Source organism: Amycolatopsis sp. NPDC001319 (genome assembly GCF_042896185.1).
Lineage (GTDB): Bacteria > Actinomycetota > Actinomycetes > Mycobacteriales > Pseudonocardiaceae > Amycolatopsis.
In genome coordinates this window covers 148,865-161,747 of record NZ_JBIAWY010000007.1, presented here as the reverse complement: position 1 = coordinate 161,747, position 12,883 = coordinate 148,865, and the positions used below count along the sequence as shown (strand labels likewise).

Here is a 12,883-nt window from a genome sequence, read left to right as displayed (position 1 = left end):
TACTAACCACGCACCCCGCCCTGGAGCTGGGCGCGCAGTTCCGGCGTGATCTGCTGGCCGACGCGCTCTACGAGCAGCGTCATCTCGTACGCGACCGTGCCGATGTCACACGTGGGGGCGGCCAGCACGGCCAGCGACGACCCATCGGACACCGACATCAGGAACAGGTACCCGAGCTCCATCTCGACCACCGTCTGGTTCACACCACCGGCCTCGAAGCACCGCGCGGCGCCCTGAGTGAGGCTCACGAGGCCCGACGCGACGGCCGAGAGCTGTTCGGCGCGCTCCTGCGGCAGACCTTCCGACGGCGCGAGCAGGAGACCGTCGGCCGACACCAGCACGGCGTGGGCGGCGCCGGGCACCCGGCGCACGAAGTCCGTGATCAGCCAGCTGAACGTGCCCTGGCCTTCCTGGCCGGAAACGGTCACTGTCCCTCCAAACTGGTCGAACACCGCCGAACACCGCCATGATCGCCGGGCGGGCGTGAAGACGCCGTTCCAGCGTATTCACCCGCCCGACACTGTCGAGTCCGCGTCGGGCGAGCACCCGAGCACTGTGCGTACCGATACGGACGCACACCGCGCGAAGCCCAGCGGGACCACGCCTACGTGGGTCACTCGGTGGTGGCGCCGGCAACTGTGCGCAGCGGGGTGTCTGCGCAGGTCACCGACCGTTCGGCTGCCCGTTCGGGCCTTGCCGGCCCCGACCGTACCGAAGAGCGGGCGCGGGGCCCTACTCCGGTCGGAGGCACCACTCCCCGAAGCGGGTGAAGCACGTGGAGTTCACTCCAACGGCCGCACCCGGTTCCGGGTACTCGGGTTCTAGCCTGCCCTCAGTGCCGTGTCGTGAGCGATGGCGTGCTGCACGACCGAGATCAGCACCTGCTTGGCGGAGTCACGCTCGCGCGCGTCGCAGGCCATGATCGGCACCGACGGTGAGATCGTCAGCGCGTGCCGCACGTCTTCGATCTGGTGGTGCAGCAACCGGTCGAAGCAGTTGATCGCGACCACGTACGGCAGTTTCCGGTTCTCGAAGAAGTCGATGGACGGGAACGCGTCGGCGAGGCGGCGCGTGTCCACCAGCACCACGGCCCCGATCGCCCCGACGGCGAGGTCGTCCCACATGAACCAGAACCGGTGCTGGCCCGGCGTGCCGAACACGTACAGCACGAGGTCCGAGTCGAGCGAGATCCGGCCGAAGTCCATGGCGACCGTGGTGGTCGTCTTGTTCGGCGTGGCCGAAGTGTCGTCGTGGCCGACACTCGCCTCGGTCATCATGGCCTCGGTGGTCAGCGGGTCGATCTCCGAGATCGCCCCGACCAGCGTCGTCTTGCCCGAACCGAACCCACCCGCGACCACGATCTTGGCCGACGAGGTCGGACCCGTCACCTGCGGTGTGTTCGCGTCGGAGTCAAATTCTCCGAAGCCCACTGAGCACCCTTTCCATGAACTCGATACTGGGGCGGTCGCCCGAGGAAGTGCTGCTGGTGGTGTGCACCAGCACCAGTCCGAGACCCGCCACGTCACCAATGAGCACCCGCACGACGCCGAGCGGCAGGCGCAGCAGCGCCGCCACCTCCGCGACCGAGCGGGTGTCGATGCACAGATCGCAGATGGACCGGTGCTCGGGCACGCGCACGCGGTCCAGCACGCGCCCCTGTTCGCTGGTCGAGACCAGGGCCTCGATCGCGAGGTCGTAGGTCGGCCTCGTCCGGCCGCGCGTGCGGAAGTACGGGCGCACGAGCCCGGACGTCTCCACCTCGGCCACCGGCGGTTCGTCGACGAACTCGCCCGCCGCCTGCAGCGGCAGGGCTTCGGCCAGCTCGTTGGACGACGGTCCCGGCGAGCCGTCGCGCTGCGCGCTGAACGCCGCGAACTCCGCGGAGTCGTACAGCGGCCCGCTCGCGCCGCCGAACAGCTCGGCACCCGGGCCGCCCAGGAGGCGGTCGCGGTACTCGCCGGTGATCGGCTGCTGCCCGGCGTTGGAGTCCGTCAGCCAGTTCGGCGGCTCCCGCACCGGGTCCGCGTCGGATCCTGTGGCGCGCCGGGCGCGCCACTCGCGGTCCACTCGGTCCCGGAAGGACTTCCAGTCCTCCCGGCCTTCGCCGGCCTCGGCCCAGCCGCCGGTGAAGTCGTCACCGAGCCGGCCATCGCCCCTCAAGCGCCCGTCGTCCACGGTCTGCTCCTGAAGTTCCCGATCCGCCTAGCGGCGGATCGCAGCGCCCTGCAGTTGCGCGCGCATTTCCGGCGTCAGCTGCTGGCCGACTCGTTCGACCAGCAACGTCATCTCGTACACGACGAGACCGATGTCGCTGTCCGGCGCGCCCAGCACCGCGAGGCACGAGCCGTCGGAAACCGACATCAGGAAGAGGAAGCCGTTGGCCATCTCGACCACGGTCTGCGCGACCGGGCCGCCTTCGAACACCTTCGCCGCGCCGCGCGCCAGGCTGGTCAGCCCGGAGGCGACCGCCGCCAGCTGGTCGGCCCGGTCCTTCGGCAGCCCTCGCGAAGCCGCGAGCAGGAGCCCGTCGGCCGAAACGACCACCGCGTGGGCCGCGCCCGGAACCCGGTGGACGAAGTCCGTGATCAGCCACGCGAAGCTGCCCGCCACGCCGCCGCCGGCCCTGCCGTTCGGCTGCGCCGAGCCGCCCCCCGGCTGCACTGCACCCGCCCGTGTCACTGTCGCTCCTCACTGCTGTCGCTCACATACCCGGACCCGGTGACCCGTACGCCTTCGTCGTCGAGCCGGGCTTCGTCGGCCGGCCGATCCTTCAATGCGTGCCGTCCGGAGGTGTACCCACGCTGGAAGCTTGCCATCCTGTTGCGGGCCGCGGCGGCCGAGCGGGTGATAGCACCCGTTCCGGGCAGACCGGCAGTCGCGTCGGTGAACGAATTGTGCTGGTCATCCGGTGCCGAGTCGCCCCCGATCGAACCGGGCACGAGGTACGCGTTGGGCACCCGCTTCGGCAGGCCCGCCGGCGTGATCTCCTCGGCCTTCTTCTCCAGCAACGACTGCGCGGCCTGCCAGCCCTCGTCCGACGCGCTGCTCCAGCCGTCGTCGGAACCGGGGTAGAGAGGCGTCGCTTCGATCGGCTCCTCCTCACGGCTGTCGAAGGCGCCGTCGATCCCGGACGGCTCCTCGGCGGCGGCCGAGGACCCGTTCGTCGCCGGGGCCCCGGGTGCCTCGGCGGCTTCCGGTTCCGCCGGAGCCGCCTCGGCCGGGGCCGCGTCGGCAGCCGGGGCGCCGACCTCGTCGGACGCACCGGGTTCGCCGTCCTCGCTGCCCTCGCTGAACCACCGCGAGAGCACCGACTGGTAGATCGGCAGGCGCCGCGTGGGCACGTCGTCCTCGAGGGCCGACGCGCCGTCGTCCACGGCCGATTCCTCCCGCTTCGGCTCCTCCGGCGCGACGTACTTCGGTTCGCGCTTCGGGAGCACCAGCGGCGGGAACTGGGTCTCCGACAGGCTCGCACCATCCCCGTTGGACTGCTGGGTGAGCGGGGCGAGGTCCTCGGCCGTGGGCCACGCCGGCGCTTCCGGCAGCGACGCCTCGGGGCTCAGGAACGGCCCTGCGGCACGGTTTCCCGCCACCAGGTCGTCGAGGCTGATCGGCTGGTCGAGCGGCACGAGGCCACCGTTGGACTGCGCCGGCACGGCCGGTGCGGCCGGAGCCGGGGGCGGTGCCGAAGCGGGCGTGGAACTCGGCGGCGTCGCGTCGAACTGCGAGTCGAACTGGTCGAACTGCTGCCGGTTGACCGACGGCAGGCTCGGGTGCGAGACCTCGTTGCGGTTCAACGGCGGCGGCGTGTGGCGCGGCATGGGGTTGGCCACGCGCAGCTGCGTGAGCAGCTCCGCCGGCACCACCACGCGGGCGATCACGCCGCCCTCGATGTCCTCGTTCTCGCGCAGCCGCACCTCGATGCCGTGGCGCTGGGCCAGGCGCGCGACCACGTACAGACCCATTCGCCGCGTCACCGAGACGTCGAGGTCCGGTGGGTCGGCCAGGCGCTGGTTGACCTCGGCGAGCCGGTCCTCCGTCATGCCGACACCGTGGTCGGTGATCTGGATCGCCAGGGCCTTCTTGCGAGTCACGACCGCCCGCACTGTGACCTTCGTCTCCGGCTCGGAGAAGTAGGTCGCGTTGTCGAGCAGCTCGGCGAGCACGTGCACGAGGTCGTGGATCGCGAGGCCCTGCACGGCGACCTCGGGGACGATGCCGACCTCGATGCGGGCGTACTGCTCGATCTCCGACACCGCGGCGCCGATCACGTCGGCCGCCGGCACCGGCTTGGGCACGGACTTCGCGAGGCCGGCGCCCGAGAGCACCAGCAGCGACTCACCGTTGCGCCGCAACCGGGTGGCGAGGTGGTCGAGCTCGAACAGGCTCGCCAAGTGGTCCGGGTCCTGCTCGTCGGCCTCGAGCCGGTCGATCACGCCGAGCTGGCGTTCCACCAGCCGCTGCGAGCGCCGCGAGAGGTTCACGAAGATGCCGTTGACGTTCTCGCGCAGCAGGGCCTGCTCGGCGGCCATCTTCACGGCCTGACCGTGGACCACGTCGAACGAGCGCGCCACTTCACCGATCTCGTCGCGTGAGGTGACCGGCACCGGGTCGACGGCCTTCTTGGACGCGTTGACCGGGTCCGGATCGTCCAGAATGGACTGAACCGTCTCCGGCAGCCGGGTGTAGGCCACGTCGAGCGCCGTGGTCCGCAGCACGCGCAGCGGCCGCAGCATCAGGCGGGCGATCACGAGCATCAGGATCAACGCCGCGATGAGCGCCGCGAGCACGATCACACCGCCGACCCACGCCGAGCGCACGGCCGAGCTGGCCAGGTCGTCGGCTTGCGTCCGCAGCTGCGTGAGCAGGTTCGTCTCGACCGCGCGCATCTTGTCGGAGGCGACGGTGCTGTCCTGCCCGAGCTGCGTCGGGTCGATGTTGAGCGCTTCGCCTTGCTGCGCGAAGGAGAACGCCTGCGTCTGGATGCGGCGCCGGTCGTCGACCTCCGGGCCCGAGACGGTGTCGGAGTACAGCTGCACCTGGTCGTCGGTGGCGTTCGCGAGGAACGCCGCGATCGACGCGTCGCCACTGGCCTCGGCGGCGCGCGTCTCGTCGAGGAGGTCGCCGGGGAAGCCGTTGCGGAACGCCGCGATCTCCAGTGCCGTGTCGCCGCGGAGCGTGAACTCCTTGGCCTCGCTGATGGCCTGCGTGCTGTTGCCCAGGCGCAGCAGGTCCCGGTCGGTGACCGCGGTGGTCACCTCGCGGCCCAGCTGGATCAGCGAGTTGAGGATGGAGGAGTAGGTGTCGAGCACCGCGATGTCCGAGTAGGACGAGGAGCTCACGGCCGCGCGCAGCGGGCGCAGCGCGTCGAGGCGCTGGATTCCGCGGGCGTACCGATCAGCGGTGGCCTGGTCATCGGGATTCAGGTTGACCAGCGAGTTGCGCAGGTCCTCGACGTCGTGGTCGACCTTCGCGATCTGCGCGTCGAGCCCGGTCTGGCGCAGCGCGTCGCCGGAGGAGATCCGGGCGACGGCGAGGCTGCGCTCGCCCTGCAGGTCGTGGATGACCGTGGTCACCTTGCCCGCGAACGCGACCTGGTCCGCGGTGTGGCCGAGCTGCACGGCCTGCTGCGCGTCGTCCGCGACCCGCAGCGCGCCGAGCACCAGCGCCGTGAGCGTCGGGATGATCAGGATGAGGGCGAGCTTCGAGCGAAGCCGCCAGTTGTTCAGCGCGAAGACCGAACCCCGTCGTGCGGGATTCACCCCACTTTCGCGCGCAGGGGCCCCTCCCACCCCCGCGGTGTCTTCGTTCGGCACCGCCGCACCACCATCTTCGTCCGGGCCCGAGGGACCCTGTGAGTTGAAGCCTGCCGTGCCCGCGACCACTACCCGCACGCTCCCGGCAGGCCGCCCGGCACCTCAGCGGCCCGGTCGACCTGGGCCATTACACCCTTTCGGGGGAAAAGATCCACTTCCAGGTGCGGTTTCGCGCCGCCCTGGACGCGGAATCGGTTCAGTACTTGCATGGCGTTCGGTCCCCGCACTGGTCGATCACTGGTCCATTAGGCCTAAGCCACCAGTCCGCCGACGAGTGCCGGCCTGCGCAGAGTGCCTCTCAGCGAGGCTGACTCTCACTACATCGGTGGTCCACACCTCACACTGCCGGAGCAGAGGGTAGCGAACGACTCGGTGATTTGTAACCCTCTTGACAGCCGATCCGGAACACCCGGGTAGCGGATCAAGCCGATTCGTAGTTGGCTCCGACGTGCCGGATGATCTTCAACTCGACCACCTCGATCCCCTGATCGAGTGATTCACGCCACTTTTGGACCGTTGATGAACACCCATTGTGATGGATGCGTCGCTTCTCTACAGTAGCCGCGTGACTCCGGACAATGAGCCACACCCACCAAACCCAGCACCGGTCAACACCCATGTGACCTCATTCTCCAAGGAGTGGCCTTGTTTGAAACAGCCGGGAGCAGCCAGGCAAGACTCGGGCGCCGTGGCTTCCTCTCCCTCGCCCTGGCGAGCGGCGTCGCACTGACCGCGAGCGGCTGCGGCCTGCTCGGAGGTTCGGACGACTCGGGCAGCAGCAGCGGCGCGTCGGGGCTCGAGAAGACGAAGATCAAGGTCTCGATCATGCCGACGATCGACGTCGCCCCGTTCCACCTCGCGGTGCAGAACGGCTACTTCAAGGACGAAGGCCTCGAGGTCGAGTCCGTCGACGCCGCCAGCGGCGACGCATCCGTGACGAAGCTCCTGTCCGGAGAGGTCGACGTCGCCTACGCGAGCTACACGCCGTTCTTCATCGCGAAGAGCAAGGGCAACGCGGACATCAAGTTCGTGTCCGACGCCTCCTCGGCCGGCCCGAAGAGCACCGAGATCGTGGCCATGCCCAACGGTTCGGTGAAGAGCGTGCGCGACCTGGCGGGCAAGAAGATCGCCATCACCGCGCAGAACACCATTTGCGACACCCTGACGAAGTCCGTGATGCGCGACAACGGCGTGGACTTCTCCCAGGTGAAGTGGGTTTCCCTGCCGTTCCCGAGCATCGGCGCGGCCGTCAAGCGCGGCGACGTGGACGCGGGCTTCCTCACCGAGCCGTTCATCACGGGCTCGGCCAAGACCAACGGCACGGTGCCGATCATCGACACCGCGACCGGTGCCACGCAGGACTTCCCGACCGCAGGCTACGGCTCGCTGGGCAAGTTCACTTCGGAGAACCCGAAGACGGTGGCCGCGTTCCAGCGCGCGATGCTGCGCGCCACGAAGGAGTCGGCGGACCGCTCGAAGATCGAGCCGCTGATGGTGCAGTTCTCGAAGGTCGACGAGGCCACCGCCTCGCTCACCGCGCTGCTCACCTTCCAGTCCACTCTGGACGCCCGTCGTCTGCAGCGCGTGCCGGACCTGCTGCAGCAGTTCGGGTCGATCCCGGCCAAGATCGACGTCGCGCAGATGATCGTGGCACAGCCGAGCGCTTCCTGACGTGCGACTCGTTCGGAACCTGGTCGGCCTGCTCGGCTTCCTCCTGATCTGGGAGGTCGCCGTGCGGGCCGGCCTGATCGACCAGAACGACGTGCCGCCGCCCACCGTCGTGTTCGCGCGCATCGGCGAACTGCTCGGCGACACCGAGTTCGTGCGTGACGTGATCGCGTCGGTGCTGGCGTGGCTGATCGCGATGGCCGTGTCCATCGCCGTCGCGGTGCCGGCCGGGCTGCTGCTCGGCAGCGTCCGCTGGCTGCGCGACGCGACCAAGGCGATCGTCGAGTTCCTGCGGCCCATCCCGTCCGTGGCGTGGATCCCGCTGATCCTGATCGTGGTCGGCGGCGGGCCCGAGTCGAAGATCCTGCTCGCGGTCTACGCGGCGGTGTGGCCCATCCTGTTCAACACCATCTACGCGATGGCCGAGATCGACCCGGTGCTCATCGAGACCGCGCGCTCCTACGGCACACCGAAGTCGCGGCTGCTGACCTCGGTGGCGCTGCCGCACGCGGCACCGTTCGTGTTCACCGGCATCCGGATGTCGGCGGCGATCTCGCTGATCCTCGTGATCAGCACGGAGTTCCTCGCGGGCGCGAAGCTGGGCATCGGGCAGTTCGTGCTCGAGGCGTCGTCCGGCTCGGGGCGGATGGACCTGGTGCTCGCGGGCACCGTCGTGGCCGGGGTGCTGGGATACCTGGCCAACGAGGGGCTCGAGCGGCTGGGCAAGCGCCTGTTCCGCTGGAGCAGCAACGACGAAGGGACCGTCGCGTGACCGTCGTCGGCAAACCGGTGAGCGCCGCGCGCGGCCGCGTGAGCCGTGGCCTGAGCGGGTTCGCACGCAAGTGGCTGCTGTTCGTGGTGCTCGTGGTGATCTGGCAGGTCATCACGCAGTTCACGGAAAGCGTGTTCTTCCCGCCGCCCACCAAGATCGTCGCGGCGGCGGTGCAGCTGTGGTTCTCCGGCCCGGCTTCGCACGTCTTCCTCGGCCAGGCGGTGTTCGACCACGTCCTGCCCAGCCTCGCGCGGGTGCTGGGCGGCTGGCTGCTCTCGGTGGTGCTGGGTGTCGCACTGGGAACGGCGCTCGGGCGCTCGAAGACCGGCATGGACTACGTGGGGCCGCTGTTCGCGTTCTTCCGCGCGATCCCGCCGCCCGCGCTGGTTCCGGTGTTCATCGTGTTGTTCCACATCGGACCGGGCATGCAGATCGCCACGATCATCTTCGGTTCCGTGTGGCCGATCGTGCTCAACACGGTGGACGGCGTGCGCTCGGTCGACAAGGTGAAGGCGGAGACCGCGCGGGCGTTCCGCACGCCGCGGTTCTACTGGATCACCACGGTCGTGCTGCCGGCCGCGATGCCGAAGATCTTCGCGGGTCTGCGGCTTTCGCTGTCGATCTCGCTGATCCTCATGGCGATCTCGGAGCTCGTCGGCTCGCTCAACGGCATCGGCTACGCGTTGATCGCCGCCCAGCGCGCGTACGACTTCGACCAGATGTGGGCGTGGATCGTGCTGCTGGGCATCCTGGGTTACGGGTTCAACGCGGCCCTGCTCGCCGTCGAGCGCCGGGTGCTCAAGTGGCAGCCCGGCCGTCACTAGAACTTTCCGGAAGGTAGTCAGAATGTCGACCATGCTCGAGGTCTCCGACCTCAGCCACCGCTACGGCACGGGCGACAAGGCGCACGTCGCCGTGAACGACTTGACGTTCACCGTCGAGGCGGGCCAGCTGGCGTGCATCGTCGGCCCTTCGGGGTGCGGCAAGTCGACGCTGCTGCGCGCGATCGCGGGCCTGGTGCCGCCGACGTCGGGCACCGTGAGCCTGCACGGCGACCTGGTCACCGGCGTGCCCGACGACCTCGCCGTGGTGTTCCAGGACTACAGCCGTTCGCTGTTCCCGTGGCTGACGGTGGCGAAGAACGTCGAGTTCCCCTTGCGCTGGACCAAACTCGACAAGGCCGAGCGGCGCAAGCGGGCCGCCGCGGCGCTGTCGGCCGTCGGGCTGGACGGGGTCGGGGCGAAGTTCCCGTGGCAGCTTTCGGGCGGTATGCAGCAGCGCGTGTCCATCGCTCGGGCGCTGGCGTCGCGGCCGGCGCTGCTGATCATGGACGAGCCATTCGCCTCCGTGGACGCGCAGACGCGCTTCGAGCTGGAGGACCTGCTGCGGCGCGTGCAGCGCGAACAGGGCACCACGGTGCTGCTGGTGACGCACGACATCGACGAGAGCGTGTACCTGGGTGACCGGGTGCTCGTGCTGTCGAAGTCGCCGGCGTCGATCGTCGCCGACCTGCCCGTGGACCTGCCGGCGGAGCGGGACCAGATCACGACGCGGGAGTCCGCCGAGTTCGTGACGCTGCGCGGCGAAGTGGCGCGGTTGCTGCACGGGCCGGCTTCGGCTGCGCGGGCGGATGAGGCCGAGCGTGAGCTGGTGGAGTCCGAGTCTGAAGCTGCGGCTGCGGTGAAGGCCGAAGCCAAGAGCTGAAGCTGTTCTTGCGGAACGGGGCACCCTCGGCGGGTGCCCCGTTCTCGCGTCTCAGGCCTTGGCTCGCGAGTCCGGGCCGGTCTCGTCGGGGCCGATCTCCGGCAGCGTCCGCACGCCGAGCACGTTGGCGCCCACCAGCTTGCGCGTGGCCAGGTTGCCCATCGGCATGAACGTGCTCGCCTGCACGTCACGCCACATCCGCTCGAACGGCAGCTTCTTCGTGTACGACATGCCGCCCAGCACGTCGACGAGGCGCTGCATCACCTGCACGGCGTTGTTGGCGGCCACGTACTTCACGACGGCGCAGCGGGCCACTCCGTCCTGCACGTCGCCGGTGAAGAGGCGGCGCGACATCACGTCTTCGGCGTGGCTGCGGATGAGCGCCCGCGAGCTGTCGAGGAGGATCTGGCACTCGCCGATCACGTCCTGCAGCACCGGATCGCCCGTTTTGCCGCGCTTCTGCAGCGAGCGGACGGTCCAGTCGAGCGCCCCGGCCGCGACTCCCGTGTAGACGGCCGAGAACGCCGGCATCGCCCACGACCACACGGTTTCCAGCACCCGCGCGTCGAGGTGCTTCACCGGCAGCGAGTGGACGACGGCACTGTCCTCGACGAACACCTTGGTGAGCTCGACGTCGTTGCTCTGGGTGCCGCGCATGCCCATGGTGTCCCAGGTCTGGTGGATCTTCACCCCGGGCTGGTCGAGCGCGATCTGGCACAGCATCAGGCGCGGGCCGCCTTCGGCGTCCTCGTACCGCGCGGTGGTGGAGCAGTGCGTGGCGACGGCCGTGTTGGTGGCGAAGCTCTTGCGGCCCGTGAGCTCGAACCCGCCTTCGACGCGGACGGCCTCGGTGTTCGAGTCCGTCATGTCGTTGCGCAGGCCCGTTTCGCTGGTCACCGACGCCCAGATCAGCTTGCCCTCGGCGGCTTTCGTGAGCAGCTCGGCCAGCCGTGGCGACTGCGTGCGCCGCCAGACGCTCGCCCACTGCCCCAGCGGCGAGAGGTGCATCGTGAACGCGAGCGCGGTGGCGCCGTCGCCCATCGCCAGGCGTTCCAGCACCGGCAGGATCTCCGGCAGGCCCGCGCCGAATCCGCCCAGCTCCTCCGGCACGGACAGTCGCAGGAAACCCGCTTCCCGCAGGTCGTCGTAGTTCTCGTGGGGGAAGGAGTTCTCGCGGTCGTGCAGGCTGGCTCGCTCGGCGAAGACGTCGGCGAGCTTGCCGGCCTGTGCGACGAGTTCCTGCTGTCCGGGAGTCAGTAGAGGCTGCACCCGGTCATCCAAACAGCGTCACCCGGTCGGGTCAATCGCGAAGATCAATACAGTTTCTGCGGATTCGGGTCCACCTTGACGTGCACGAGGGCGGGACCGTTTTCGGCGAGAGCTTCGGCGAGCGCGTCTCGCAGGTCGGCGCCCTCTTCGACGGTCCGTGCGGGCACGCCCATGCTCTGCGCGAGCTGCGCGAAGTCGATGCCGCCGAGCTCGGTGCCCGGCACCTTCTTGCCACCGGCCGACTCGCCGAGGATCCGCACGGCCGCGTACTGCGCGTTGTCCAGCACCACGAAGGTGACCGGCACGTTCTCGCGCGCGGCCGTCCACAGTGCCTGCACGCAGTACATGCTGGAGCCGTCGCCGAGGATCGCGACGACCTTGCGGTCGGGCCGCCCCAGGGCCGCGCCGACGGCCGCCGGGAGGCCGTAGCCGAGCGTCCCGCTCGCGACGGTGAGGAATCCCGTGTCGGTGGAGGTGATCGGCAGGTGGTCGTGGAGGCAGTTGCGGTGGCTCGGCGTCTCCTCGACGACGATCGCGTTGTCCGGCAACAGATCCGCGACCGTGGCGTAGGCGAAGTCCGGCGAGATCGGCGTGGTTTCGGCGGGCTTGGCGGGTTTTGCTTGCGGGGCAGGGGTTTCGCGACTCTTCGCGGTGACCTCTCGGGCGAGGGCCTGGATGGCGAGCTTCGGCGTGGCGCGGATGCCGGTGCCGTTGCCCGCGCGGGCGAGGATCTGCTCGTCGTCGCTCACGAGGTACAGCGGCGGCAACGGCTGCTCCGGCTCGCCGCGGTACACGTGGTAGGTGAAGGCGGGCGCGCCCAGCACCACCACGACGTCGTGCTCGCGCAGCGCCTCGGCCACCGCCTTGCGCTCGGGCTGCAGGAAGCCGAGGAACAGCTCGTGGTCCTCGGGGAACGAGCACCGCGACGACATCGGCGCCGCCCAGACGCCGGCCTTGAGCTTCTCGGCGAGCGCGACCACGTCGGGCACCGCGCCGTCGCCGTCCACACTGGCGCCGACGACCAGCGCCGGGTTTTCCGCGTGGTCCAGGGCTTTCGCCAGCTCCTGGAGGGCTTCGGGGTCGGGCGCGAAGCTCTGCGTCCGCCGGCCGGTGGGCAGCGGCATCGTCGCCTCGGCGTCCCAGTCGTCCACGGGCACGGAGACGAACACCGGCCCCTGCGGCGCCTGCGTCGCGATGTAGTACGCGTGCGCGATCGCGGCCGGCACGTCCTGCGCCCGCGCCGGCTCGATGCTCCACTTCACGTAGGGCTTCGGGAAGTTCGCCGCTTCCACGGCCCCCAGGAACGGCTCGTCCGGCAGCAGTGAGCGCGTCTGCTGCCCCGCCAGCACGATCAGCGGCGCCCGGTCGCGGAAGGCGGTGAACACGTGGCCCAGGGAATGGCCCACGCCACCGGCCGAGTGCAGGTTCACGAGCACCGGCTTGCGCGTCGCCTGCGCGTACCCGTCCGCCATCGCCACGACGGCCGACTCCTGCAGCCCGAGGACGTAGGTGAAGTCGTCGGGCCACTCGGTCAGGAACGCGATCTCCGTGGTGCCGGGGTTGCCGAACACCGTGGTCAGGCCGAGATTCCGGAGCAGCTCCCGCGTGGCGTCGCGAATCGTGCGCATGATCCGGAGGTTATCCCGGCTCCCGGCGG

11 protein-coding genes are annotated in these 12,883 nt (G+C 69.7%); 4 read left to right on the top strand and 7 right to left on the bottom strand.

The features are described from left to right. Positions 1 to 2 precede the first annotated feature (2 nt). The 5 genes from ACFY1H_RS27135 to ACFY1H_RS27115 form a co-directional block, all read right to left on the bottom strand. Positions 3 to 428, bottom strand: coding sequence for a roadblock/LC7 domain-containing protein (locus ACFY1H_RS27135; protein WP_285972090.1), 426 nt, complete (start codon positions 426 to 428; stop codon positions 3 to 5). A gap of 393 nt (positions 429 to 821) precedes the next feature. Further along, the gene (locus ACFY1H_RS27130) at positions 822 to 1,430 is read right to left on the bottom strand and encodes an ATP/GTP-binding protein (protein ID WP_285972089.1); all 609 of its coding nucleotides are present in this window, start codon (positions 1,428 to 1,430) and stop codon (positions 822 to 824) included. Next, positions 1,411 to 2,175: a DUF742 domain-containing protein gene (locus ACFY1H_RS27125; RefSeq protein ID WP_366582488.1), complete on the bottom strand. Its 765-nt coding sequence runs from the start codon at positions 2,173 to 2,175 to the stop codon at positions 1,411 to 1,413. The genes ACFY1H_RS27130 and ACFY1H_RS27125 overlap by 20 nt, the downstream gene beginning before the upstream one ends. Positions 2,176 to 2,202: 27 nt before the next feature. Continuing rightward, entirely contained in the window at positions 2,203 to 2,679 is a 477-nt protein-coding gene (locus ACFY1H_RS27120; protein ID WP_370643691.1) for a roadblock/LC7 domain-containing protein, read from the bottom strand. Then, the gene (locus tag ACFY1H_RS27115) at positions 2,676 to 5,813 is read right to left on the bottom strand and encodes a nitrate- and nitrite sensing domain-containing protein (protein ID WP_386950836.1); all 3,138 of its coding nucleotides are present in this window, start codon (positions 5,811 to 5,813) and stop codon (positions 2,676 to 2,678) included. The genes ACFY1H_RS27120 and ACFY1H_RS27115 overlap by 4 nt, the downstream gene beginning before the upstream one ends. Before the next feature lie 708 nt (positions 5,814 to 6,521). Between ACFY1H_RS27115 and ACFY1H_RS27110 the strand changes: the two genes are divergently transcribed. The 4 genes from ACFY1H_RS27110 to ACFY1H_RS27095 are packed head-to-tail and all read left to right on the top strand — an operon-like array spanning position 6,522 to position 9,957. Then, the gene (locus ACFY1H_RS27110) at positions 6,522 to 7,484 is read left to right on the top strand and encodes an ABC transporter substrate-binding protein (RefSeq protein WP_366582545.1); all 963 of its coding nucleotides are present in this window, start codon (positions 6,522 to 6,524) and stop codon (positions 7,482 to 7,484) included. A 1-nt stretch (position 7,485) separates the two neighbouring features. Then, a complete protein-coding gene (locus ACFY1H_RS27105) occupies positions 7,486 to 8,253 on the top strand; it encodes an ABC transporter permease (protein WP_366582486.1) in 768 nt (255 codons plus the stop codon). Next, positions 8,250 to 9,077: an ABC transporter permease gene (locus ACFY1H_RS27100; RefSeq protein ID WP_366582485.1), complete on the top strand. Its 828-nt coding sequence runs from the start codon at positions 8,250 to 8,252 to the stop codon at positions 9,075 to 9,077. Before ACFY1H_RS27105 ends, ACFY1H_RS27100 begins: the two co-directional genes overlap by 4 nt. A gap of 22 nt (positions 9,078 to 9,099) precedes the next feature. Then, positions 9,100 to 9,957 carry an ABC transporter ATP-binding protein gene (locus ACFY1H_RS27095; protein ID WP_386950831.1) on the top strand — a complete coding sequence of 286 codons (858 nt, stop codon included), beginning with the start codon at positions 9,100 to 9,102 and terminating at the stop codon, positions 9,955 to 9,957. 51 nt (positions 9,958 to 10,008) lie between these two features. Here the strand turns inward: ACFY1H_RS27095 and ACFY1H_RS27090 are convergent, their stop codons facing one another. Then, a complete protein-coding gene (locus ACFY1H_RS27090) occupies positions 10,009 to 11,226 on the bottom strand; it encodes an acyl-CoA dehydrogenase family protein (RefSeq protein WP_366582483.1) in 1,218 nt (405 codons plus the stop codon). A 44-nt stretch (positions 11,227 to 11,270) separates the two neighbouring features. Continuing rightward, positions 11,271 to 12,854, bottom strand: coding sequence for a benzoylformate decarboxylase (gene mdlC / locus ACFY1H_RS27085; protein WP_386950828.1), 1,584 nt, complete (start codon positions 12,852 to 12,854; stop codon positions 11,271 to 11,273). Between the last annotated feature and the right edge of the window lie 29 nt (positions 12,855 to 12,883).

Excerpts from the sequence above, each read along its gene's own strand:
- mdlC (WP_386950828.1), bottom strand. The coding sequence starts at position 12,854 with ATGCGCACGATTCGCGACGCCACGCGGGAGCTGCTCCGGAATCTCGGC.
- ACFY1H_RS27095 (WP_386950831.1), top strand. The coding sequence starts at position 9,100 with ATGTCGACCATGCTCGAGGTCTCCGACCTCAGCCACCGCTACGGCACG.